Below are 24,565 nucleotides of genomic sequence, written 5' to 3' on the forward strand. Positions count from 1 at the left end.
CCCGATCCGGGCGTCTCGGGATACCTCCTGCATAATAAAGCTCGTTCCGGGCCGAGCGTGGCCATGTCCCGTGCGTTCGCCCGCGGACCCGTACCGGTCGGGTTCACTCGCCACGATCGACCCGTCGTCTCCTCTCCGAACGCCTTCCCAGCGGGGAACGTCGAATGACCGGCGTCGAGTCGACCGAGATCGCCGCGTTTCTCGGCGTCGAACACGTCGGTCCACCGGTCCGGGTCGCCGGGGTCGAGTCGCTCGACCGGGCGGGTCCGTCGGAGCTCGCCTTCTGCAAGTACGACGACCCGGCGCTCGTCGAGGCCTCCGACGCGGGCGCCGTCATCTGTCCCACGTCACTCGACGCCCCTGGGACGACGATCCGCTCTTCCCGACCGCGAAAGGACTTCATCGCCGTCGCGAACGAGTTCTTCGTACCCAGGGTCGAGGAGACGCGGATACACCCGACCGCGATCGTCGCCGACTCCGCCGAGATCGGCGATCGGACCGTCGTCGGCCCCTTCGTCAGGATCGGCGCGGACGTCACGATCGGGGACCGGTGCGAGATCGACGCGGGGACGGTGATCGGCACGCCCGGGTTCGGCTTCCAGCCCGACCGCGAGGGCGAACTCCACAACATGATCCACCAGGGTGGGGTCAGGATCGAGGACGACGTCCGAATCGGACCGAACTCCGTGATCGACCGGGCGGCCTTCACCGAGACCGTGATCGGGCGGGGGACGAAGCTCCACAACCTCTGTCATATCGGGCACAACGTCGTGATCGGCGAGCGCGCGCGGATCAACCAGTTCTGTAGCCTCTCGGGGAGCGTCGAGATCGGCGACCGGGCGCGGATCCATCCGCACGTCTCGGTCGCGAACCACACGAGCATCGGCGCCGACGCCGAGATCGGCATGAACGCCGCGGTGCTCTCGGACATCCCCGAGGGTGCGACGGCGGTGGGGACCCCGGCGAAGGTGCTCGGCGGCGACTGAACGCTTGCCCGCCGCTCGCGACCGACGGGTTATCTGGCACTTATTTATCCCCCGCGGGTGGGTATCCGACGAGAAGACCATGCCGGAGCCCACTCCGACAGCGTCGCCCGCCTCAGCCGGGCGACGACCGCCGCGGACGTATCGGGAGGTGTGGCGACCGTGAGGGTCATCGTTACGATCCAGCACCCCGCGCACGTCCACTTCTACAGACACGCGATCGACGAGTTCGAACGCGAGGGCCACGAGGTCCGCGTGCTCGTCAGGGAGAACGAGGTCGCGGTCGACCTGCTCGAGACCTACGGGATCGAGTACACCGTTCTGGTCGGTGAGATCACCTCGCTCGCCTCGCTCGCCCGCACGCAGTTCACGTACGAGCGGCTGATCTACCGCCACGCGAAGCGCTTCGACCCCGACGTACTGACCTGCATCGGCGGGGTCTCGGTCGCCCACGCCGCGGCTCTCGTCGGCGCGAAGAGCGTCGCGTTCACGGACACAGAGCACGCGACGATCGTCAACACGCTCACCGCGCCGTTCGCGGACGTGATCTGCACACCCGAGTGTTTCGGCTACGACATCGGGCAGAAACAGCGTCGGTATCCGGGCTACCACGAACTCGCCTACCTCCACCCGGACCGGTTCGAACCGGATCCGGGCGTTCTCGCCGACGCCGGTTTCGACCCGGAGGAGCGGTTCGTCGTCCTCCGCGTGAGTTCGTGGGACTCCTCACACGACGTCGGCCAGGGCGGTTTCTCGAACGTGAGAGAGGTCGTCGAGCGGATCGAGGACACCGGCGCGCGCGTCGTCGTTACCTCGGAGATCCCGCTCCCTGCAGAGCTCTCCGACCGCCGGATGAGTGTCGCACCCCACCGCGCGCACGATCTGCTCGCGTACGCGGACTGCTTCGTGGGTGAGGGCGCGACGATGGCCGCCGAGAGCGCGGTGCTGGGAACGCCCGCGGTCTACGTCAACACGCTCTCGATGGGCTACACCGACGAACTCGACTGGAAGTACGGCCTGCTGTCGAACTTCCAGGGGCCGGACCGCCACGAGCGCGGGCTCGAACGTGCCGTCTCGATCCTCGACGGCTCGCTGACGGCCGACTGGTCCGCCCGCCGCGACCGACTGCTCGGAGACCGGATCGACGTCACGGGGTTCGTCGTCGACACCCTCCTCGAGGTGGGTGAGGAAGAGAGCGTGAAACCGATCTCGATCCCGGTACCATGAGGGTGCTCTACCTCGTCAACGACCGGCCCTCCTTCTTCGACCAGCAGGTCGAGGCGCTCTCCGATCTCGGCGTCGAGCCGATGGTGCTCTCGGTCCCTGGCTCGCGTCGGCACGAGGGGCGACGCTCGCCGAGGGACTACCTCCGTTTCTACCCATCGGTGCTCCGGGGAGCGCTCGGCCCCGTCGACCTTGTCCACGCCCACTACGGGCTGCTCGGGCCGTTCGGCCTCGCCCAGCCCCGACCCGTCGTGCTCTCGCTGTGGGGTTCCGAGCTCGTCGGCGGGCTCGACCGGCTCAGACGGATCAGCGAGTTCTCCGCCCGGTACGCGAGCGCGACGGTAGTTCCCACCCGGGAGATGCAGGAGCGACTGCCGACGCCGTCGGAGCTGATCCCGTTCGGGATCGACACCGGGCTGTTCCGACCGATCCCGAGACGAGACGCCCGCGAACAACTCGGCTGGGACCCCGATGCCAGGATCGTCCTCTTTCCCTACGACACCGAACGGGCGGTGAAGGACTACCCGCTCGCCCGACGTGCGGTCGACCGACTTGGACTCGACGTCGAGCTCCGGACCGTCTCCGGACGACCGTACGAGGAGATGCCGCTCGTCATGAACGCCAGCGACGCGCTGCTCGTCACCTCCCGCTACGAGAGCGGTCCGATGGTCGTGAAGGAGGCGTTGGCGTGTAACCTACCCGTCGTCTCCACCGACGTCGGCTTCGTCCGTGAGGTGCTCGACGGCGTCTCGCACTCGTACGTCTGCGAGGGCGAGGACGAGATCGTCGCGCGGCTGGCGGAGGTGTTCGTCTCCGGCGAGCGATCCGACGGGCGTGAGGTCTACGACCCGGCGAGCGTCGAGGAGACGAGCGAGGCGCTACTCTCGCTCTACGAACGCGTGCTCGCGCGGGGATAAGGGGTGAAGAGGCTCACCGAAGCGGGCCCTTCGGATCAGCCGAACAGCGACCGGAGGAACGCGAGGATCCGCTCGAAGAGGCTCATCGACTCGCCCTCGTCGTCGTTGTCGTCCCTCGATCCAGCGTCGTCGTCGCTCTCGTTCTCGGTGGAGGTGGGAGTCGGTGTCGGTGTGGGCGTCGGCGGCGTCGGCACCTCCATCACGCCGAACTCCGCCAGCGCCTCTTGGAGGGTGACGACGCGAACCCCGTGCTCCTCGGCGAGCGAGAGCGCGAGGTCGACGCGTTCGGTGGGTAAGGTCTCGAACTGACTGTGACCGGCGAGGATCCCGAAGTCCGGCTCGTTCGCGATCGAGGCCATGAACGTGTCGATCTCCTCCTCGGCCATGTAGTCGGTCTCGTAGTACTGTCGCGAGAGCGCGAGCGGGTCGACGTTCGTGTCGGGGAGCAGCCCGTTACCGCTCCCCCGCGCGTTCGGAACCGCGTCGAAGAACTCGCCGACGGCCTCGCCGACGTAGCCCTGCGAGCGGTCGTACGTGTGGACGTGGCCTGTAACGACGCCCTCCGCACCGATCGCCTCCTCGAGCATCGCCTTCGAGTCGGTGAGGATCCCGTCGGTGAACTCGTCGGTGTAGCGCACGGTCGCACCCGCCTCGAACGAGGCCCCGATCCCCTCCTCCAGCACGATGTACTGGGCGTCGCCCCCGCCGTCGCGGTCCGCGACCGTCGCCTCGACCTCGCTCTCGCCGTCGAAGACCACGAGCGGGTCGCCCTCGAACCGTCCCTGGAGGTTCGACGCGACCGGCAGCTCCATCTCGCCCTCGCTCACCGCCCCCGTCAGCTCCACCTCGCCCAGGTTCCGGTGGTCGATCGTGTGCGCTTGGACCTCCCAGCCGTCCTCGTACATCTCCGCGAGCTGGTCGTCGGCCATCCACTGCTCCGAGGAGTTCATCAGCCCCGGACAGGCCGCGATACAGCCCGGCGCGTCGTACTCCTGGTGAACCTCGTAGGTCTCGGTGTAGTCCTCTACCGGGCTGTCGTCGTAGACGAAGACGACCATCCCGTCCCCCTCGGCCGCCGCCGGCACCGTAGACCCGAGTGCGACCGCGCCCGCGCCGGCCGCCGCGAGGAACCCACGACGTGTCGTCGTCCGCCCTGCTACGCTACGCATTTCCAGACCTTATTCACGGTTCGAGTATACTTATGCGCCGGATAAGAGTGTGGGCCGGTACCACGGAGCCGGTCCTCGCCTCCCGGGGAGGATCGTCGGTCCACGCCGGTGATCGCCGGCGTCGAGTCCCCATCAGTCGTCGAACTCGTCGTAGAGCAGCACCTGCAGCTCCTCGTTCTCCTTCAGGTCGAAGACCATCGCGAGCAGCATGAACAGCCAGCCGACCGCGAACAGGAGCGCCGCGGTCCCGCGGGAGGTGCCCGACTCCGGGGAGACGACGGATTTCAGACCCGCGAGGAGGCCGCCGCCGGCCGTCGCGGCCCCGACGTAGTAGAAGAACGTCAACGGGTGGAAGTCCCGGACGAGGTACTTCACGCGGAGCCGCCAGAGGAAGTCACGAAGCAGGAGCACGGAGACCTTCGGGATGAACGTCTCGTACTTGATGTGGCTCGTCTCGTCCTTGTAGACCGCCCGTCGGGGGACATCCGCGACCGTGAGCCCGCGCGCGTTCAGCCGGACGAGCAGGTCGTTCGCGAAGCCGAAGTCCTCGTAGAGTTCGTCCAGGTCGAGTCGGTCGAGCGCCTCGTAGGAGATGGCCGTCGAGCCGTTCTGGGGGTCCATCACCTTCCAGTAGCCGCTCGCGATCTTCGTCAGCAGCGAGAGGGTGAAGTTCCCGATCTGTCGAAAGAGCGGCATGTCGCGGCGCTGTCGCCCGAGCAGGCGGTTGCCCTTCGAGTAGTCCGCCCGGCCCTCGGCGACCGGCGCGATCATCCGTTCGACGATGTCGGGCTCGGCCTGGCCGTCGCCCGCGATCACCGCTGTCACCTCCATCCCGTCCTCGTACGCGTGCTGGTATCCCGTCTTGATCGCGCCACCCACGCCGCGGTTCTTCACGTGTTTGATCGGGACGATCTCCGCGGTCTCGTCGCCCTCCTCTCGGCGTTCGTTCACCCGCGCCGCGTGTGCTTCGATCTCGGCCCAGGTGTCGTCGGTCGAGCCGTCGTCGATGACGTACGCGCGGTCGATACACGCTGGGAGGGTGTCGATCACCGCTCCGATGTGGGGCTCTTCGTTGTACGCCGGCACGACTGCGGCGATCGTCTTCCCGTTGAACATAGTTGTACTCGAGTAGGCGTCACTCGCCACCTTCAGGGCTTTGTTATGGAGGGGATAGTTCGGCCGGACGGCCGACTCGTCGGCCGAGCGAGTCGAACGTCCGGGACGACGAGGCGGGCACCCGGGCGGATTACTTTCGAGATAATAAAATAGCCCTCTCCCCGAGTAAGGATCAACGACGCCGCGCACGCGAGCGTGTGAAACTGAAACGGCGACGACGATTGGTCCACCATGACGACGCCACCACGCGACGAGGCCACGGGGTACGTCTCCCCGGTCGCGTACACCTACGACTGGTACGAACGTTTCTTCGAGCGGCTGCTCGAGGCGGGGTACACGCCGGCGAGCTACGACGAACCGCTCGGCGACGGCGATCTCGTCGTGAGACACGACGTCGACCTCTCGCCCGCGAAGGCGCTCGACGTCGGCCGGATCGAGGCCGACCTCGGTATCGAGTCGACCTTCTTCTTCCTCCTCACGAACCCGCTGTACAATCCGTTTCACCGCCCGAACCGGCTGGTGATCCGAGAACTCCTCGAGATGGGCCACGACGTCGGCGTCCACTTCAGCACCCACCAGTACTGGGGTGAGGACCCCGGCGACGGGGCGATCGAGGGCCGCGTCGCGGCCGAACGCGAGGTCTTCACCACCGCGTTCACCGAGCCCTCCCCGGCTGTTTCGTTTCACCGCCCGCCCGAGTGGATCCTCTCGCGCTCGTTCGACTCGTTCGTGAGCACCTACGAGCGGCGATTCTTCACCGACGTGCAGTACGCCGGTGACTCCAGCCAGCGCTGGCGTGACGCCCCGCCGGAGGCAGACGGCGGGCCGCTCCAGGTCCTGACCCACCCGGGCCTCTGGGGTGCGGAGGACGCGACGTTCGCCCAGCGCGTCGACGAGGCCACCGAGTACCAGTTCGACCGCGTAGCGCGATTCGTCGAAGACGAGTTCATCCACGACCGGAACACCATCGAGCAGTACGACCACCGAGGGGCCCCCTCGGCGAGTACGGAGAGCCAGAATGGCTAGCGTTCGAGGCGGCGTCTACGGCTGGCTCGACCGCCAGCGATTCGACGTCCTCGGCGCGATCGTCGGCCTCGTCATCGCCGTCGGGATGCTCCCGATCAGGCTCGTCGTCACGAACATCTACGTCGTCGGGATCCCCGTCGCGATCGGCATCGCCTCCGGACTCTACCTGCTCTCGGTCCGGAACGAGGACACCGAGTCCTACCCGACGCTCCCGCTCTGGGCGGGCCGCGCGCTCCCGAGCGTCGTCCTCCTGGGGATGGCGCTGCTCGTCGCGATCGGGTTCCTCCAGAACGGCCGGTCGGTAATCTTCTACTCGCTCGCCATCCTCGTCGGGGTCGCGCTGTTCGCACAGATACTCTTCGTCGACGACCGCGACTACGCCCCGTTGCTCGTCCTCGCGCAGGTCCTCGCGCTCGCGTTCGTCATCCGGATCGTCGCGCTCCGGACGATGCCCGGCTACGTCGGGATCGACATCTGGTCGCACATTCCGACCTACTCGGCGTCGATCCTCGAGGCCGGCTCGCTCGCGCCGATCGCGGACAACAAGTACTACGCCTCGCCGCTGTTTCACCTGCTGATCGTCGGCACATCGCTGCTCGCCGACCTCTCGGTCCGGAGCGCCGCGCACGTCTCGATCGGGCTGGCGATGGTGCTCGCGATCCCGTTCGTCTACCTCGCAGCCCGGCTGTTCGTCGCCCCGCGGTGGGCGCTCTTCGGCGCGGCGGTCTACGCGGTGAGCGGCTACGCCGTCGAGTGGGGGATCCACCTCATCCCCACCACCCTGGGACTGGTGTTCTTCCTCGCGATCCTCTACCTGCTCTGTCGCCTGCTCTACGTCGACACCGGGCTGCACACGTTCACGCTGTTGCTCGTGTTGAGCATCGCGACGATCCTCACCCACCAGATCTCCTCGTTCATCGTGCTCGTCATGACCGGCGCGGGGCTGCTCGCACACATCGCGCTCCAGTTCGACCTCCTCGCGCCGAGACAGAACGTGAGCCAGGTCCGCTCGAACGCCCGGGACTCGGCGAACCTGACGGGGCTGCTCGCGTTCGACCTCGGCTTCCTCACGTTCATGTGGTCGCTCACGCCGCACTACGGCTCGACGTTCCTCGAGATCATGTTCACCTTCTTCTACGGCTCGATCGTCGAGGCCGAGGGGATCTTCGACCCGGCGGGCGACCGCGAGATCGACCCCGACGCTCCGCCGCTCGAGACGACGTTCGTTCAGGACCTCGTCGTCTACCTCGACGCGCTCGCCTTCCTCGTGCCGTTCCTGCTCACCGTCGTCGGCTGTCTGTTCATCCTCAGACGGCGGAACGTCTCGCACGCGACGTTCATGTGCGCCTCGGCGGTCGTGCTCATGTGCGTCTTCGTCTTCGCGTTCCCGATCGCCGGGGTGCGGACGTTCGTCCCCTCGCGGTGGTACGCGTTCATGATCGCGCCGATGGCGGTACTGGGCGCGATCGGCATCGCACACCTCTCGCGGACCGTCCGTCCGGCCGGGGTGTTCGCGATCCTGCTCGTACTGACGCTCGTCCTCCCCGGACTAGCGTTCGCCGGCTCGAACGGCACGATCGACCAGCCGGCGTTCGAGGACACCCAGACCCGATACAGCTACACCGCGAGCGAGCTCGCGGCGGTCGAGACCGGCGGCGAGATCATCACGATCAACGAGACCGCGGGCGAACGGATCTACACGGATCACCCGTACAACACGGTCTTCTCGCGGCTCGGCGCCGCCGGAGCGGAGGCAGCCCAGCAGGGCGAGACGACCATGGCCTACGACGTGATCGTCCACCGCGACTACCTCGGGGACGGCGCGGCGTTCACGCAGGACGAGTGGGGCAGGGCCGTCACCGACGACCTCTCCCGCGACCAGCTCTGCGGGACGGATCGCCACTCCGCCTACGACAACGGGGAGGTGACGATGTGCGTCGCGACGTGGGACACCGAGGCCGCGGCCGAGGAACTCGAACTCGAGGACGAGGAGGAGGGCCCCATCGACGACGGCGAGCCGTAGCGACGGCTCGCGCTCGTTCGACGTGAGATCGGGTACGGGAATCGATCCCCGATACCCCGAGTAAACACTCGCCTTCGGTAGGGGCGAGAACGGATTCGAGAAGCGGCGCGGACTACTCCGCGAGCTCTTCGATCCGGGAGGGCCGGCCCGTCGCGAGGCGGTCGATCTCCCTGGCGACCTCGATCGCCCGGAGCCCGTCCTCGCCCGTGACGATCGGTTCGCCTCCGGTCACGACCGCCTCGACGAACGATGATATCTCGCTCTTGAGCGGCTCCTGACGGTCGATCAGCACCTGCTCGACGACGTTCTCGTGGCGATAGTCGAAGACGGTCCGCTGCTGTCTGATGTACTCCGGTAGCGAACCGCGCGTGATCTCGATCGACTGGCCGATGTAGTCGACGTGGATCCGACAGCTCTCGGCGGAGATGGTGAGTTCGCGGATCTTCTTCTGTGTCACTCGGCTCGCGGTGAGCTGCCCGATCGTCCCGGCCTCGCTCCGGCAGATCGCCGTCGCGTAGTCGCCGTCCTCGCGGCCCAGCGCCTCGATGCTCGCGAGGTCGTCGTCTCCGAGGATCGCGAGCAGGACGTCGATGTCGTGGATCATCAGGTCCATCACGACCGAGTCGTCGATGTCGCGGTCGAGCGGCGGCCCCATCCGTCGTGCCTCGATCGCGAGCACGTCGAGGTCGGGGATGAACTCCATCAGCGTGTCGACCGCGGGGTTGAACCGCTCGATGTGGCCGACCTGGAGGACCACCCCTCGGTCCTCGGCGAACTCGATCAGCTTACGACCGGTCGCCAGGTCGTCGACGAACGGTTTCTCGATCAGCACGTGGACGCCCGCGTCGATACACTCGCGGGCGACGTCGTAGTGGTACTGCGTCGGGACGGCGATCGAGACGACCTCGACGCGCTCGAGGAGGTCGCTCATCGTGTACGCCTCGGTCTCGAACGCCTCCGCGACCGCGCCCGCGCGCTCCATGTCGGCGTCGGCGACGCCGACCAGCTCGGTGTTCGAGAGCTCTTGGTAGACCCGCGCGTGGTTGTGGCCCATGCTCCCGACGCCGATGACCCCCGCCCTCGTCGTCTCCTGGTTAGACACGGCTCACCTCACGATCGGCGACGGCACCGATTACGGTGTCGATCACCTCCTCGGTGAGGTTCGGGTGGACGGGTAGCGAGAGCACCTCGCTCGCGGCCCGCTCGGCGACCGGCGCGTGCGCGTCGTAGCCGTCGTACGCCTCGTACTGGTGGATACAGGTCGGGTAGTAGATCCCGTGGCCGACCCCTCGATCATCGAGCCGCTCGATCAGCGTTTCTCTGTCCTCCGTCCGTACCGTGTACTGGTGGTAGACGTGCCGGTAGCCCTCCGGCTCGACCGGTGTCACGACCGACTCGCCGAGCCCGTCGGTGAGCCGTGCCGCGTTCTCTCGGCGTCGCTCGTTGAACGCGGGGAGGCGCTCCAGCTGGATGCGCCCGATCGTCGCTGCCATGTCCGTCAGCCGGAAGTTGTGGCCGACGGAGACGTGCGCGTAGCCCGCCCCCGGCTCCCGACCGTGGTTGACGAACTGGCGGAGCCGTGTCGCGACCTCCTCGTCGTCGGTCGTGACCATCCCGCCCTCGCCGGTTGTCATGTTCTTCGTCGGGTAGAACGAGAAACAGCCGGCGTCGCCGATCGCGCCGACGCGCTCGCCGCCGATCGCCGCGCCGTGGGCCTGTGCCGCGTCCTCGATCAGGGCCGCGTCGTACTCCTCTGCGAGTTCGACGAAGCGGTCCATCGCCGCCGGCAGGCCGTAGAGGTGGACCGGCATGATCGCGTCGACGCTGCCGCACTCCCCGATCAGCTCCTCCGTCGCGTCGGGGTCGAGAGTGTACGTCTCGGGGTCGATATCCGCGAAGACCGGCTCCGCACCCGTGAGCCGGATCGTGTTCGCCGTCGCGACGAACGAGAAGGGGGTCGTGACGACCGTGTCGCCGGCACCGATTCCGCTCGCGACGAGCGCCGCGTGCAGTGCGGTCGTCCCGTTGGTCGTCGCGACGGCGTACTCGGCGTCACAGTAGTCGGCGAACTCGCCCTCGAACGCCTCGACCTCCGGGCCGCCGGCGATCTGCCCGGATTCGATCACCTCGATCACCCGTTCGCGCTCCTCGGCGCCGAGTTCGGGGTCGGCGATCGGGATCACGTCGCCCTCCGATCCGTGGCTGGAGCGCCGTCTGCGGTACCGGCCGTGGTACCGCGGTGACGGGAGGCGTCGGCTGTCGTCGTCTGCCCCGCTCCGGTCGGTCGATCCGAATCGACAGGGCGGCGTCTTTCGGGGTGCATCGGTGGTCTGAGAGTGGGCACGACTGCTCCTTGTCTCTCCCTGGTGTACCGGTAGCTTGGTTATACGGGTTCTAACGTCCATCGATCCGGCACGGTTTCGGTCCCACGCGACGCGCGTGCGTGGACTCTCCGCCCCCGCTCTCGGTGGCAGTTACGCTCCCTCTAGGAGGGGCAACTGTCGCGAGGCTTTTGCCGTTCGATCCGGTAGGGGGGCCCAATGAACCCGCTTCAGTGGACGGCCGACCTCCTCGCCGTCCTCGCCGCGACCGCCGTCGCGGCCGTCCTGATCGCCCTCGTCGAGGTCTCGGTGACGCCGATACGGGTGCTCGCCGCCCTCCCCCTGGTGCTGTTCGTCACCGGCTACGTCTTCGTCGCGGCGCTCTACCCCGGGGCACGGCCCGAACGGGCGGACGTCGGCGAGTCGGGCGCGCTCACCGGCCTCGAACGCCTCACGCTCTCGGTCGCGGTCAGCGTCGCGGTCGTCCCGACGCTGCTGTTCGTGCTCAACTTCACCCCGTACGGCATCTCACTGGCCCCGCTCGTGGCCGCCATCGCCGCATGGACGCTCCTCTTCTCGGTCGTGGCGTTCGTCCGGCGCCGCTCTGTCGACCCCGCCGCGCGCTTTTCGGTCTCCCCGCGCGTCCCCTACGTCGCCGCCTACTTCACGACGACCGACGGTCGTGTCGGCGAGGCCGCACCGTTCGAGGCCCGGGACGGGCACCAGGTGCTGCTCAACGCGCTGCTCGTCGTGAGTGCCGTCGTCTTCGTCGGCGTCGTCGCCGGCGCACTCGCGCTCGGCGGCCCGGCGGACGACCCGTTCACCGAGTACTACCTCGTCGCGGAGGACGACGAGGGGAACACGACGATCGAGGCGCTCCCCGACGAGATGACCGCCGGCGAGAGCGAGACGCTGTTCGTCGGGATCGAGAACCAGGAGGGAGAGTCGCTCACCTACGAGACGGTGGTGGTCTTCGAGCGACTGGACGACGACGGCGAGGTGACCGAACGGACCGAATTGGACCGGTTCGAGACGAGCGTCGACGACGGCGAGACCGAACTCGTCGAGTACCAGGTCACCGCGCCGGAGTCGGGCGACGACGTGCGGATCTCGTTCCTACTCTACCGCTACACGGTCCAGCCCGACCCGAGCGCGGAGAACGCCCACCGGGCGGTCTGGATCGAGCCGACGGTGAATTAATCCGATCCCGGATTCGGCCCCTGGTCGACGCCCTCGGTGAGTTCGACGATGTTCTCGCGGCCGCTTCTGAGCTTCGTCACCCGCCCCTCCTCCTCGAGCCGCGAGAGCAGCCGGCTCACGGTCGCCTGTGACCAGTCGGTGTACTCGACGAGCTGGGCCTGTTTGAGCCGTCCGTCGTTCTCCCGGAGGATCTCACAGACCCGCTCCTCCTTCGTCAACGGCGGCTCCTCGATCTCCGTGGTGGCCGCCGGTCGCTCGCCCCCCGTGTCCTCCTCGGTGAGCGGCTCGCGACCGTCGGCGCTCTCGGTGGCCCTGGTGCCCTCGGTGGCCTCGGGAGCGGTGGGTGCCGCCTCGGATTCGGTCTTCCCCCGCCTGATCAGCGTGGCGCCGTCGCGCTCGCTGATGACCCGCCAGGTCAGCACCATCGAGCCGCTGATCGTGAGCGCGACGAGGACCAGCAGCCCCGCGAGGTGGATGTGGATCGTGTAGGGCTGGGTCGGATCGAGCCCCCAGTTCGCGATCATCCCGTCGTTGAACCCGTCGCCGGTCGTGTCCGCGAGCAGCGGGTCGGTCCCGAGCTGGACCTCCTCGAAGTCGCTCAGCCCGTTCCCGGAGGTGTCCGTTCTGGTGAAGTCGGTTCCGATCATCACCTCCTCCTCGTTCGAGAGTCCGTCTCCCGAGTAGTCGCCCTCTTTCTCGATGACGGTGACCGGGAGGTAGTAGGTCCCCTGGGGCTCCTCCTCGCCCACCGCCCGGAGCTCGAGGACGATCCGGTGGTCGCCGGTCGCGTTCTCCGGCCACCCGGAGACAGCCACGTCGACCGTCGCCGACGGGTCGTCCCCGGTGGTTGTCACGTTCTCGCAGCCGAGGTCGCCGACGGTGCCGTCGTCCTCGTCGAGGACGGTCGTACAGAGGTCGTACTCCCTGGCGTCGCCGTAGGGAGTGACGCTCACCTCGAGCTCGAGCGTCTCGTCGTGCCAGATGTACGCCGGACCGGGGTGCTCTCTGACCGTCTCGTACTGCTCCGGGATGTACGCCTCCCCGGCGACGCTCACGTTCCCGATCGCGCTCGTCGTCCCCGGTTCCGTCGGGTACTCGCCGTAGCCCGCGACGGCGATTCCGGCACCCGCGGCCGTCCCGGCCACGAGGAGCGCACCGACGAGGAGGACCGCGAGAGCCCGTACGCGGGGGTGACGGCCGCGTCCGGTCATAGCGCCGTCTCTTCGCTCGTCGGTGGCGCTCGTGGTTCGGGACGGCCTCCCTGCGACATCGGTCGAATACCTGTGAACTACTACTCGCTTCGTTATGTCCTTTTTTATATCCGTCCCCTGACCGGGCCGAAATATAATCCTCCAGACCATACTGCCCTCGGATTAACGAAAAAGGTAAGATATCTGACGCCGCCGACGTTTTCGATCGTATTCACCGGCTTTCAGGGGGTTTCTCGACTCCCTTTCGTCACATAAGGTTTAGATCAACGATAGTAATCCCCCCTCGCCCGGTACGGGTTATCGGAGTCAATCCATGCGCAAACGAACGATCCCACTCAGCAGACGGCGCTTCATCGAGGCCGCAGGCGCGGCAACCCTGGTCGGTCTCGCGGGCTGTGCAGACGACGATGAAGATCCGGAGGATCCGGAAGAGGATCCCATCGACGACGAGGACGATCCTGAGGACGACCCGGAAGACGATCCTGAGGACGACCCGGAAGACGATCCTGAGGACGACGATCCGATGGACGACGAGGACGATCCTGAGGACGACGATCCGATGGACGACGAGGACGATCCTGAGGACGACGATCCGATGGACGACGAGGACGATCCTGAGGACGACGATCCGATGGACGACGAGGACGATCCTGAGGACGACGATCCGATGGACGACGAGGACGATCCTGAGGACGACGATCCGATGGACGATGAGGACGATCCTGAGGACGAAGACGATCCGATGGACGACGAGGACGACGGCCTCACCGACGACGAGGAAGACGAAGACGACGACCTCTAACCGGGCCAGTCCGCAGCCGAACTCGATTTTTCGCGATCGCTGACCGCCCGTGAGTCCCCGCCTTCTACTTTTTTGAACCGTTGTTCTCTATTAGCTTTTACACGCTAATATAATACGGTATAACGGTGGTAAATTGATCGCTTAAAGTCCGAAGATTTATGCCGCATCCCGGATGTGTCCTAACCGGATGTCGCCAGAGGAGCGGAAAAACAGCGGTAGAGCATCGGCTACGAGACGGTGGACACTACGGGCTACGGGCGCGGCGCTCGCGTCATCTGCGGTCGCTGCACCCGCAGCGGCGAGCAGTGTTTGTCCGTGGATCATCGACGACAGTGACGACAGCGACGAGGACTCGTCGTCCGGCGGTGGTGGCGGCGGGAACGGCTCGTCGAGCGAGGACACGTCCGGAAACGACGGGGACGCCGAGGCGGAAGAGGAGGCGCCCTCGGAGCCGGAGTCGAGCGGCGGGGATGTGGCCTTCGACGCCGAGGAGATCGACGTCACCGCACACGGCGTCGACAACTCCGGCAACTCGTCGGTGACGGGCGCGCTCCAGCGTCTCGCACAGAACAACCGGATCCTCTACTTCCCGGCCGGGGAGTACTACATGGACAGCGCGGTCCGGTTCGTCGGCTTCCAGAACTTCGGGCTGATCGCCGCCGACGGCGCTCGGTTCGTCCCGGCCCCGGCCTCGAGCTACAACGCGCCGGGCCAGTCGGTGAACATGTTCACGCTCGGGGTTCCGAACTCCCCCGGACGGAACCTGCACGTCGAGAACCTCACGTTCGACTTCTCGGCGAACAACACGGGCGTACGCGGTCTTCACGCCTCGATCTCCGACGGCCTGGTCGTCCGCGACGTCGAGGTCACCGGGACCCACGACACCGGGACGTTCGGTCCACTCAACACGGACATCGTCAGCTCGGGTGGCAGCGGCGTGATCGAGAACCTGAGCCTGCCCGACGGCGCGGTCCACAACGACCACACGTCGAGCCGGCTCCACACGACGGGCATGGGCCCGTCGGGACTCAACGTCACGCGTCACCACACCGGCACGCTGACCGTGCGCAACGCCGAGATCAACGGCTTCCCGGACAACGGCCTCTACGCGGCGACGCGCAGCGGGACCGTCCACGTCAGGGGCGGTACGTTCCGGAACAACAACGTCGCGAACGTCCGGCTGATGGGCCAGGGGAGCTCCGTCGAGGGCGCGAGCATCACCGTGGACCGGAGCCCGCCGGGCTTCGACGCACAGCGTGCGATCCGTCTCAACCGTGGTCGGAACCTCGAGGTCCGCGATGTCGACGTTTCCGTCTCGACGTTCGTCCACGACGTGATCCGCGTCATGCCGGGCACCGACTCGGCGACGATCGACGACGTCTCCATGAACATCCCGGGCGCGAACTGGGGCGTGACGGTCACGAGCGGTGCGAGCAACGTGAACGTCGGTGACCTCGACGTCAGCGGTGCGAACCGCGGCGACGAGTATCGGTACTAGGTAGCCGAGCCGATCGTAGACCTTCTTCGAGTGCCCTACGGCGAGACGGCGGTTCTGAGCGATGCGACCTCGTCGTAGAGGGTGAGATACGAGTCGATCACCTCGTCCGGGGAGAACCCGCGGACGTGGTCGGGGATCGAGCGCTGGTGAGCGACGTACTCGGTCATCAGTGTCTCGAACGCGTCGGCGAGCCCCACCGGATCGCCGGGGTCGTACACCTCGCCGGCCGGGCCGACGATCTCGCGCATGCTCCCCACGTCCGAGGTGAGGATCGGCGTGTGGCTCGCGAGCGCCTCGAGCATCACCCGGCCGAACGGCTCGTCGAGGATCCCCGAGTAGACGAAGACGTCGGCCGCGTCGTAGACGTCAGGGAGCCGTGCGTGGTCGACGTAGCCGAGCCACTCGATCGCGTCGGCCACCTCCAGGTCGTCGGCGAGCGATCGGAGCGACTCCTCGCGTCCACCCTTCCCCGCGACCCGGAGTTCGACGTCGTGACCGCGCGCCCTGATCTCCGCCAGCGCCTCGATCACGGTGTCGGCGTCCTTGATATCGGAGAGCGCTCCGACGGTGAGGAGGCTGATCGGCGCCTCGCGGTAGACCGGGTTCGTGTACTCACAGACCGGCGAGAAGAAGCGCTCGTCGTAGAAGTGGGGGATCACCGTGATCCGGTCCTCGGGAAACCCGAGGTTCCCGTAGTCGCGGACGAGATGGGGGCTGAGCGCGTGGTAGGCGTCGACCCCCGAAGCGGCCGCCATCGACCGCTCGACGAACGGGATCGAGCCCATCGAGACGAAGCCCGACCGGAGCTCCGAGTCGACGCCCTGCCACCGACCGGCGGCGGTCGCCGCGATACATCGGAGACACTTCGCGCGTCTCGGCCCCGAACACTTCTCCTCGCCCCGATAGAGCATGTCCGCCTTCGGACAGACCGGCAGGTAGGAGTTGAGCGTCGAGAGCGTCGGCACGTCCAGGTCGGCGAGCACCGAGATGAACGCCGAGGAGTACGAGTGGACCATGTCGTGACGTTCGAGGTTCTCGGTCTCGGTTCGGAGCGCGTCCACCTTCTCCGAGAGCGGGTTCGGCAGGTACGAGAGGCCGTCGTTGATCACGTACTCGACGCGGTCCTCGGCCGGGAGCGGTCGCTCTGCCTCCCACTGCGTGGTCACGTAGACGGTCAGGTCGTGGTGCCACGAGAGGTGTTCGATCAGCAGTGTCGAGGTGTGGACCGCACCCGTCCCGTTCGCCCCCGGACACTCGACGGGGACGAACCCCACGTCGAGACGTCCGCTCGTCTCTCCCCCTGTGTTCGATCCCTTCATATCCTCATCTCCCGGACTCTCGGCTCCTCTCCCGTTTTACTATCGACCCCGTAAACCGATCACCCCGTCCTATCGGGAGGGGCGGTCCGCGCGCGGCGACGCCCTGCGGAGGGAGACGCAGAAGACCGACCCCTCCGGCTCGTTCGCCTCGATCCAGATCTCGCCCCCGTACCGGGTGACGAGACGGTCGACCAGCGAGAGGCCGATGCCCATCCCCGTGCTCTCGGCACCCTGCTCTCCCTCTTCGAAGATCCGATCGCGTCTGTGTGCGGGGATCCCGGGTCCGTTGTCCGCGACCCGGACCGTGACCTGCTCCTCGTCCTCCTCGACGCCGATCTCGATCACGGGCGTCTCCTTGTCGTTGTAGAAGACCGCGTTCGAGAGCAGGTTCCCGAACACCGACGAGAGCAGCTCGTTCGCTCGCACCTCGCTCTCCGGGAGGTCGGTCGTGACGGAGATCTCGACGCCGTCGTAGAGCTGTTCTGCCTTCTTCACCTCGGTCTCCACGATCGTCCCCAGGTCGACCGTCGAGAGCTCGCGCTCCTCGCCGACGACCGACTCGACGACGTCGCCGACGGTCCGGGTCAGCTGGAGGATGTGGTTGCTCGACTGGACGATCTCCTCTAAGAGCGCCTCGCCTCGCGGCTCGACGTGCTCGCCGAGTTCGCGTGCCCGGCCGACGACGAGCGTGATGTCGTTTCTGATGTCGTGTCGGGTGAGCTGGTTCAGGATCGCGAGCTCCCGCGTGCGCTGGCGAAGCTCCTGCTCCGTGCGTTTGCGCTCGATCGCGTACCAGATCGACCGCAACAGCATCTCGGCGGAGGTGCCGCCGCCGATCAGGTCGTCCTTCACGAGATAGTCCTGTGCGCCGCGGGCGATCGCGTCGACGCCGAGACTGCTCTCGGGCATCCCGGTCAGGACGATCACGGGCGTCTCCGCGACGTCCGCGAGAATCGATTCGATCGTCTCCATGTCGGTGCTGTCGGGCAGGCGGAGGTCGAGGAGGACGACGTCCGCGTCGAACACCTCGAGACGGCCGCGTGCGTCGGCCAGCGTCGTCTCGTGGACCAGATCGACCGTGGTCGGTCCCTCGGTGACCGGGTAGCCGGTGCCGTCCGCCCGGTCGGTCGCCTCCGCGAGCATCTCCTCGATCAGGCGCGCGTCGCCCGGGTTGTCCTCGACGAGGAGGATCGACAGCGTCTTCGCGTCGGACTGGGTATCGCTCATCGTCTCACCCGGGGCTGCGTGATAGGGGGCGCGATCGCCCTCACTGCTCCTCCCCCACGACGGTCCTGATCCGATCGTCGTCGGCCGCCTCGTCGCCCGGGTCCGAGATCGACCCCTCGAGGTCGTCGATCCGGTCTTCGAGTCGCGCGTACTCCTCGCTGGCGGCGAGCTCCGACTCCCCTTTTCGTGCGCGGAGCAACGCTCGCTTCGCCGAGAGCGCGAGGTACTCCTGGACCTCCGCCTCGTGGGCGGTGCGCCCCAGCACTTCGGTGATCGCCTCGACCAACTCCTCTTTCACCACCGGCTTGACGAGGTAGGCGTCGATCCCCATCCCGATGATGTCGAAGTCGGGCTCGACCGCCGAGAGCATCACCACCCGGCAGTCGAGATCCCACTCGTCGATCCGTTCGACGACCTCCTCGCCGCCCATCCCCGGCATCCGACGGTCGATCAGGAGGACGTCGATCTCCTCGGAGAGCCGTTTGAACGCCTCCTCCCCGTCGTAGGCCCGGTCGACGTCGAACTCGTCGTCGAGCCAGCCGGCGTGCATCGAGGCGAGACGCGGGTCGTCGTCGACGACGAGGACGGTCGGTTCCGGGTCGGGATCGAGGTACTCCTCGCCCCACTCGGCCAGCGCCTCCATCGCCGTCTGGAGCGCGCGGCCGTGGTCGGTCAGCGCGTACTCGACGCGCAGCGGCGACTCGCTGATCACCGTCCGCTCGGCGAGGCCGTTCTCGGTCAGGTCCTCTAGGCTGTCGGTTAACACCTTCGCCGAGATACCGTCGATCGACCCCTTCAGCGCGTTGAACCCCTGTGGTCCCTCCGTCATGAGGCGCTGGATTATCACCGGATGCCACTTCTTCGAGATGAGGTCGACGGTCTCGACGACGCGCCGTGCTCGGTCGGGATCGCTGGTCACGTTCTTTCTCCGTTGCACGGGCGTTGCGTCTACGCCGTATTATGCTTTGCTTATATCCGGATAAACAGTTCAAAAAAGAGCGGTAAGGTGCCGTTTATCGCCGCGACGCGCGTCGTGGCGACGTGCCCCCGCCGTCAGCGGCCGAACAGCGACCGGAGGAACGCCAGGATCCGGTCGAGGAGCCCGAGTGACTCCCCACCCTCGTCCACGTCCCCGGTGTCGTCCCCGTCGTCGTCGTCGGCCCCGGCGGCACCGACGTCGTCGTCACCGTTCGCGTCGCCGTCGTCGCCGTCGGGCGTTCCGTCGTCCCCGTCGTCTTCCATGCTCGCACGGATCTGCTCGTCCTGGACCTCCCAGACGCCGAGACGGTGCATCGCCTCCTGCATCGTCACGATCTTGATGTTCCGTTCGAGCGCCGCCTCGATCGCGAACTGGATCCGTTCCTCGGGCAACGTGCTGAAGTGGCTGTGTCCGGCGAGGATGCCGAAGTCGGGCTCTCCGGCGACGCTGTCGAGGAAGTCGAGGAGTTCGTCGTCCTCCATGTAATCGGTCTCGAAATACGCGCGGTGCAGCGAGAGCGGGTCCGGCTCGTGTTCGGGATTGAGGCCACCGCGGCCGGGTCGGGCGTTCGGGTTCGAGTCGTAGAACTGGGGGACGAAGTTCTGGACGCCCTCGGTCCGGTCGTAGGTGTGGACGTAGCCGTTGACCACGCCGCCCTGGTCCTCGAGCCAGCCCTCGAGCATCTCCTGGGACTCCGAGAGGATCTGTTCGGTGAACTCGTCGGTGTACCTGACGACGGCGTCGGAGCTGATGTCCTCTTCGAGACCCTCCTCGAGGATCAGATAGCGGGTTTCGTCCGCCTCCTCCTCGTCCTCGAGATCGTCGTAGCCGTCGTCTTCCTCGTCCTCCCCTCCGCCGTCCCGCCGTCCGGCGACGGTCGCCTCGACCTCGTTGTCCCCGTCGATGAAGACGATCGGATCGCCCTCGAACCGGCCCGCGAGGTTCGAACGGACCGGGATCTCGGTCTCACCCGCCTCGACGCTCTCGAGGACCGGTACCTCTCCGAGGTCACGGTGGATGAGCGTGTGGGACATGAACTCCCAGCCGTCCTGGTGCATCGCCTGCATGTGACCGGGGAGCAGCCAGTCGCTCGTCCCCCCCTCCATCAGGCCGGGGAGGGCGGCGACACAGCCAGGAACGTCGTACTCGCGGTGGACGCGGTAGGTCTTCGAGTAGTCCTCCGCGGGGCTGTCGTCGTAGACGAACACCAGCAGCCCGTCGTAGTCCTCGTCATCGTCGTCGTCGGCCATCGCCGTCGCCGGGAGGAGGGCCGAGGCACCGACCGCGGCCGCACCGGCGCCGGTCGCCTTCAGGAAGGTACGGCGGGTCGAGTTCGCACCTCTTCGCTGAGCGTACATTGTCGAGCAGTGATTCTCTCCGTTGGCTCTTACTTATACGCTCGCTAACCTGACCTTTCGGCGCCCTCCGGTGGGGCTCGTTTCGAGGCCTGTCACCCCATCACACGCCGGATTTGGCTCCCCGGTTACCGGGACGTAACCGTTCGCCTAACTGTTCGCTCTCCTCGAACTTATACGATAGAAAGAATTTTCCGATTTTGTGGGATATCGTGAACGACACTAACCTCCCGAACTCGAACGAACCGAACGCCGACTACTCCAGGCGAACCTTCATGAAAGCCGCCGGCGCGACCGGCATCGTCGGATCGATGGGGACCGCACAAGCCTCAAGCGACGACGACCAACTACGGACGATGACCGTCTCCCAGGACAGCTTCACCGTCTCTAGTGACGAACTCCGCCTCGGGGAGCGACTCGTCGTCGGCCGACCCGGCTTTCGGACCATCTCCGAGGCGTGGGACGCCGCCGACGACGGCGACGTGATCGTCGTCCACTCGAGCTACGACGCACAGCGGGCGGGCGAGGAGTTCCCGATCGTCCTCGACCGGGGCGAGAAGGAGGTCGCGCTCGTCGGGGGCGACCCCTCCGGCTCCGTCATCGACGCGGGGAACGCGAACGCCGACGTGATCCACTGTATCGGCGTCGGCTCCTCTGACTTCCGGAACTCTCCCTACCTGAAGAACCTCCGCGTCCGCGGCGGTCAGGTGGGTATCAAGATCTACGGCGCCCCGAACAGCTACTTCGAGAACGTCAAGGCGTTTCTCAACGAGAGCCACGGCTGGCACGTCTACAACCACGGCGACCATGGTGGCAGCCACGGCTGCGTCTTCCACAAGTGCGAAGCGTGGAGCTGTGGCGGCAATGGCTTCCGGATGGACCGGGAGTCGTTCCCACACGGCTCGATGTTCATCAGGTGTAACGCGACGTGGAACGGCTACAACGGCACCCGCGAGGGCGTCACGCTCGCCGGCTACTCGACGGTCTGGCACGGCGGGACCGTCCAGCAGAACTCGGGCGACGGCTTCCGGGTCACGCGCGACGGCGGCATCGTCATCCGTGACGCGTACATCGAGTCCAACGGGATCGAGTACAGTGGCCACCCGACGCAGATCCGGATGGTCGGCACGCTCGGCGGCCTCGTCGAGAGCTGTTACTTCAACGGCTCGATGATGGGCGGCAACCGCCACATGGACCCTGCCGGCCACGACAACGTCTACCGGGGCGTCACGCTCCACGACGCGCGGACGACGACCGTACGGGACTGCGCCCACCGCAACCACAGCGAGGGGTTCATCGCCGTCCAAGGCGATTCGACCGACTGCGACATCCACGAGGGAAGCCACCACAACGTCGGGGCCGGCGCGAGCGGCCCTGACCCGTTCCTCGTCCACGACCACGGCATCCGAACGCGGTCGAACGGCGTGATCCGGCCGACGGACCTCTCCGCTATACAGGGAACGTACGACGGCGATATGGGCATCGACCAGTCCAACGGTATCGCCGTCTGGATGGGGGACGAGTGGCATTTTAAGGAGGCCGTCGGGGGAGGCTCCTCCGACGGCAGCTACCGGATCCTCGAGGGTACCGCTGACGAGACGACCGTCTACGTCAAGGAGTCCGGCACGGACGGACCGACGACGCTCGTCGTCGGCGGGATCCACGGCGACGAGACGAGCGGCTGGATGGCCGCGGACCTCATCGCAGACCAGTGGACCGTCGACTCCGGGACGCTCGTCGTCCTCCCGCGCGCGAACACCCAGGCGATCGACGCCGACCGTCGCGGGATGGGATACGACCTGAACCGTCGGTTCTTCGTCGGACAGGACCACCTCCGAAACGACATCGCGCGTGCGATCTGGGAGGAGGTCGTCGAGCGACACGACCCGGACTGGCTGATCGATCTCCACAGCTCCCGCGGCTACTACCAGGGGAGCCCACGCGGGGTCGGCCAGGCCATCTTCCCCACCGCCTCGGGGCCGGCGCGCTCGTACGCCCGCCGGATCACGAACCGGGTCAACGCGAAGTTCGGCTTCTCCGGTGACGACCGTTACCTCGTCGGGAACACGCTCGACGGGTCGAACCCGATGCTCGTCCACAAGGCGACCGCCGACGCCGGAATCGCGGGCTACATCATGGAGACCGCCTGGCCCGCCGCCGGTTCGTCGACGAAACGCGAGTGGCAGCTGGCGAGCGCCGCGAACGCGCTCAGTCTCGCCGGACACGACCTCCCCGGAACGGTGCGAGGGCACCTCTGATGGCGAACCGGACGCTCTCGCCGCAGTCGGTCGACGAGGTCACGGTCGCGGAGTGCCAGCTCTGTGAGGCGACCGCCCCGGTCGAGGACCTCTACGAGATGGTCCGCTGGCTCTCACGACACAGACACCGAGAACACGTCTTCTCGCGGTAGAATTCGACTACCTTTTCCACTGGCTAAACACGTTAACTGAGGCATAATAAAACGGCCAGGCTGGCTACGCGGGTAGTATGAGACACCTGATCGACGCACGGGTGCGGGCGAACCCGGCCCGGCGCCCGTGCAGGGTGGGAGGGACCCCTTCACGATGAGCGACGACCGGATGGACGTCCTCCTGATCGGCATCGACGCCGCCTGCGAGAGCGTCTTCGACCGACTGAACGAGACCGAGAGCATCCCGAACCTCCGTGAGCTAATGGATCGGGGCGTCTCCGGCCCGCTCACCTCGCAGATCCCGCCGTGGACCCCGAGCGCCTGGCCCTCGATGTACACCGGCGTGAACCCCGGCAAACACGGCGTCTACGGCTTCGTCGACTACCAGGGCTACGACTGGGAGGTCGTCACCGGGAACCACGTCCGGGAACACGCCCTCTGGCGGCTGCTCTCGGACCGGGGGCTCTCCAGTGTGATCGTCAACGTCCCGGTGACGTTCCCGCCCGACGAGATCGATGGCGCAGTCGTCCCCGGGTTCATCGGCCCGGAGAACCCGCGCTGCCACCCGGAGGGGGTCCTCGACGAGCTTCGCGAGGCGATCGGCGAGTACCGCGTCTACCCCAACTACACCCGCGGTGACGACAGCATCTCCGACGACGAGAAGATGGACGAGTACTGCGAGCTCGCCCGGATGCGCGGGGAGGCGTTTCGCTACCTCGCCGACCGGTTCTCCCCCGACCTCGGCTTCGTCCAGTTCCAGAAGACCGACACCGTCTTCCACGAGTTCGACGGCGACCCGGAGAAGGTCAGGCGGATCTACGAGGCGACCGACGACCAGATCGGGGAGATTTTAGATCGGTGTGACCCGAAGACCGTCTTCGTCGCCAGCGACCACGGGATAGGCCCCTACGAGAACTACGAGTTCCGCGTCAACGAGTTCCTTCGCGAGGAGGGCTACGTCGAGGCGACGACCGGCGGCAAGGGGATGCCGTCGTGGAATCCGATCCGGAACCAGCTCCAGGAGGGGAGCGACGAGACGACCTGGGAGCCGAGCCGCGTCGAGCGGCTGGCCGCGAAGGCCGCCGCGGTCGGGCTCACCCCCGGAAAGCTCGTTCGGGTGCTCGAACACGTCGGGCTCGACTCCGTCGCCCGCCGATACGCCCCGGCGGACATCACGCGGACGACAAGCGAGCAGGTCGACTTCCCGAACTCGCGGGCGTACATGCGCGCGCGAACCGAACTCGGAGTGCGGATCAACCTCGAGGGCCGCGAACCGGAAGGCATCGTCCCCGAGGAGGAGTACGAGGAGACGAGAGAGGAGGTGATCCGGGCGCTGAGCTCGGTCGAGACGCCCGACGGCGATCCGGTCTTCGGCGAGGTCGTCCCCCGCGAGACCTACTTCCACGGGCCGTACGCCGAGAAGGCAGTCGACGTCGTCACTGTTCCGAACGACTTCGAGCAGTTCCTCTCCGCACACCTCCTCGGGGAGTGGTTCGGCCCACCCTCGGAGCCGTGGAATCACAAGATGGACGGGCTGATCGTCGCGAGCGGAGAGGGTATCGACCCCGAGGCCGACCTCTCGGACGCACACCTCTTCGACGTCGCCCCGACTATCATGTCCGCGTTCGGTATCCCGTACAGCGATCGGATGGACGGACGGTCACTCCCCGTCGTGTCGGACGCCGGCTCGACCGAGTATCCGGAGTACGAGGCGGGTGAGGTGGGCGGTCGGCACGACGAGGCGGTAGAGGAACGCCTCGCGGACCTCGGCTATCTGGAGTGAGA

Annotated in this window: 20 protein-coding genes; 11 read left to right on the forward strand and 9 right to left on the reverse strand. The window is 66.9% G+C overall.

Annotated elements, in window-relative coordinates; genetic code table 11:
- The first annotated feature begins 164 nt into the window (after positions 1 to 164).
- The 3 genes from V2L32_RS06040 to V2L32_RS06050 all read left to right on the forward strand — a co-directional run bounded on the left by V2L32_RS06040 (position 165) and on the right by V2L32_RS06050 (position 3,124).
- Positions 165 to 986 (forward strand): DapH/DapD/GlmU-related protein, encoded by an 822-nt coding sequence (locus V2L32_RS06040; protein ID WP_331235577.1) that lies wholly within the window; start codon positions 165 to 167, stop codon positions 984 to 986.
- 159 nt (positions 987 to 1,145) lie between these two features.
- Complete coding sequence (locus tag V2L32_RS06045) at positions 1,146 to 2,210, forward strand: DUF354 domain-containing protein (protein ID WP_331235578.1); 1,065 nt, start codon at positions 1,146 to 1,148, stop codon at positions 2,208 to 2,210.
- Entirely contained in the window at positions 2,207 to 3,124 is a 918-nt protein-coding gene (locus V2L32_RS06050) for a glycosyltransferase (RefSeq protein WP_331235579.1), read from the forward strand. The genes V2L32_RS06045 and V2L32_RS06050 overlap by 4 nt, the downstream gene beginning before the upstream one ends.
- A 35-nt stretch (positions 3,125 to 3,159) precedes the next feature.
- Here V2L32_RS06050 and V2L32_RS06055 read toward each other — a convergent pair whose 3' ends face one another.
- Both V2L32_RS06055 and V2L32_RS06060 read right to left on the reverse strand, forming a co-directional pair.
- Positions 3,160 to 4,293: a polysaccharide deacetylase family protein gene (locus tag V2L32_RS06055; RefSeq protein WP_331235580.1), complete on the reverse strand. Its 1,134-nt coding sequence runs from the start codon at positions 4,291 to 4,293 to the stop codon at positions 3,160 to 3,162.
- Between the two features lie 132 nt (positions 4,294 to 4,425).
- The gene (locus V2L32_RS06060; RefSeq protein ID WP_331235581.1) at positions 4,426 to 5,409 is read right to left on the reverse strand and encodes a glycosyltransferase family 2 protein; all 984 of its coding nucleotides are present in this window, start codon (positions 5,407 to 5,409) and stop codon (positions 4,426 to 4,428) included.
- A gap of 231 nt (positions 5,410 to 5,640) precedes the next feature.
- Between V2L32_RS06060 and V2L32_RS06065 the strand changes: the two genes are divergently transcribed.
- Positions 5,641 to 6,435: a polysaccharide deacetylase family protein gene (locus tag V2L32_RS06065; protein WP_331235582.1), complete on the forward strand. Its 795-nt coding sequence runs from the start codon at positions 5,641 to 5,643 to the stop codon at positions 6,433 to 6,435.
- Entirely contained in the window at positions 6,428 to 8,458 is a 2,031-nt protein-coding gene (locus V2L32_RS06070) for a hypothetical protein (RefSeq protein ID WP_331235583.1), read from the forward strand. Before V2L32_RS06065 ends, V2L32_RS06070 begins: the two co-directional genes overlap by 8 nt.
- Positions 8,459 to 8,570: 112 nt before the next feature.
- Here V2L32_RS06070 and V2L32_RS06075 read toward each other — a convergent pair whose 3' ends face one another.
- Positions 8,571 to 9,560 carry a Gfo/Idh/MocA family oxidoreductase gene (locus tag V2L32_RS06075; protein WP_331235584.1) on the reverse strand — a complete coding sequence of 330 codons (990 nt, stop codon included), beginning with the start codon at positions 9,558 to 9,560 and terminating at the stop codon, positions 8,571 to 8,573.
- The gene (locus V2L32_RS06080) at positions 9,553 to 10,641 is read right to left on the reverse strand and encodes a DegT/DnrJ/EryC1/StrS family aminotransferase (protein WP_331235585.1); all 1,089 of its coding nucleotides are present in this window, start codon (positions 10,639 to 10,641) and stop codon (positions 9,553 to 9,555) included. Before V2L32_RS06080 ends, V2L32_RS06075 begins: the two co-directional genes overlap by 8 nt.
- Positions 10,642 to 10,998: 357 nt before the next feature.
- Here V2L32_RS06080 and V2L32_RS06085 point away from each other — a divergent pair, with 357 nt between their 5' ends.
- Positions 10,999 to 11,979: a DUF1616 domain-containing protein gene (locus V2L32_RS06085; protein ID WP_331235586.1), complete on the forward strand. Its 981-nt coding sequence runs from the start codon at positions 10,999 to 11,001 to the stop codon at positions 11,977 to 11,979.
- Here the strand turns inward: V2L32_RS06085 and V2L32_RS06090 are convergent.
- The gene (locus V2L32_RS06090) at positions 11,976 to 13,190 is read right to left on the reverse strand and encodes a DUF7343 domain-containing protein (protein WP_331235587.1); all 1,215 of its coding nucleotides are present in this window, start codon (positions 13,188 to 13,190) and stop codon (positions 11,976 to 11,978) included. The genes V2L32_RS06085 and V2L32_RS06090 overlap by 4 nt on opposite strands.
- Before the next feature lie 313 nt (positions 13,191 to 13,503).
- Between V2L32_RS06090 and V2L32_RS06095 the strand changes: the two genes are divergently transcribed.
- Both V2L32_RS06095 and V2L32_RS06100 read left to right on the forward strand, forming a co-directional pair.
- Positions 13,504 to 13,992 (forward strand): hypothetical protein, encoded by a 489-nt coding sequence (locus V2L32_RS06095; RefSeq protein ID WP_331235588.1) that lies wholly within the window; start codon positions 13,504 to 13,506, stop codon positions 13,990 to 13,992.
- Between the two features lie 187 nt (positions 13,993 to 14,179).
- Positions 14,180 to 15,490: a hypothetical protein gene (locus V2L32_RS06100; RefSeq protein WP_331235589.1), complete on the forward strand. Its 1,311-nt coding sequence runs from the start codon at positions 14,180 to 14,182 to the stop codon at positions 15,488 to 15,490.
- 35 nt (positions 15,491 to 15,525) lie between these two features.
- Here V2L32_RS06100 and V2L32_RS06105 read toward each other — a convergent pair whose 3' ends face one another.
- The 4 genes from V2L32_RS06105 to V2L32_RS06120 form a co-directional block, all read right to left on the reverse strand.
- Positions 15,526 to 16,809 carry a glycosyltransferase family 4 protein gene (locus V2L32_RS06105; RefSeq protein ID WP_331235590.1) on the reverse strand — a complete coding sequence of 428 codons (1,284 nt, stop codon included), beginning with the start codon at positions 16,807 to 16,809 and terminating at the stop codon, positions 15,526 to 15,528.
- Between the two features lie 69 nt (positions 16,810 to 16,878).
- Positions 16,879 to 18,036, reverse strand: coding sequence for a hybrid sensor histidine kinase/response regulator (locus V2L32_RS06110; RefSeq protein ID WP_331235591.1), 1,158 nt, complete (start codon positions 18,034 to 18,036; stop codon positions 16,879 to 16,881).
- 40 nt (positions 18,037 to 18,076) lie between these two features.
- A complete protein-coding gene (locus V2L32_RS06115) occupies positions 18,077 to 18,955 on the reverse strand; it encodes a winged helix-turn-helix transcriptional regulator (protein ID WP_331235592.1) in 879 nt (292 codons plus the stop codon).
- A gap of 134 nt (positions 18,956 to 19,089) precedes the next feature.
- A complete protein-coding gene (locus tag V2L32_RS06120) occupies positions 19,090 to 20,373 on the reverse strand; it encodes a polysaccharide deacetylase family protein (RefSeq protein ID WP_331235593.1) in 1,284 nt (427 codons plus the stop codon).
- A gap of 209 nt (positions 20,374 to 20,582) precedes the next feature.
- Here V2L32_RS06120 and V2L32_RS06125 point away from each other — a divergent pair, with 209 nt between their 5' ends.
- From V2L32_RS06125 to V2L32_RS06135, 3 genes are all read left to right on the forward strand, one after another.
- A complete protein-coding gene (locus tag V2L32_RS06125) occupies positions 20,583 to 22,628 on the forward strand; it encodes a M99 family carboxypeptidase catalytic domain-containing protein (protein ID WP_331235594.1) in 2,046 nt (681 codons plus the stop codon).
- On the forward strand, positions 22,628 to 22,780 hold the full coding sequence (locus V2L32_RS06130; protein WP_331235595.1) for a hypothetical protein: 153 nt from the start codon (positions 22,628 to 22,630) through the stop codon (positions 22,778 to 22,780). Before V2L32_RS06125 ends, V2L32_RS06130 begins: the two co-directional genes overlap by 1 nt.
- 154 nt (positions 22,781 to 22,934) lie before the next feature.
- Positions 22,935 to 24,563 (forward strand): alkaline phosphatase family protein, encoded by a 1,629-nt coding sequence (locus tag V2L32_RS06135; RefSeq protein WP_331235596.1) that lies wholly within the window; start codon positions 22,935 to 22,937, stop codon positions 24,561 to 24,563.
- The last annotated feature ends 2 nt before the right edge of the window (positions 24,564 to 24,565 follow it).

Origin of the sequence: Halalkalicoccus sp. CGA53, assembly GCF_036429475.1 — an archaeon.
Lineage (GTDB): Archaea > Halobacteriota > Halobacteria > Halobacteriales > Halalkalicoccaceae > Natronorarus > Natronorarus salvus.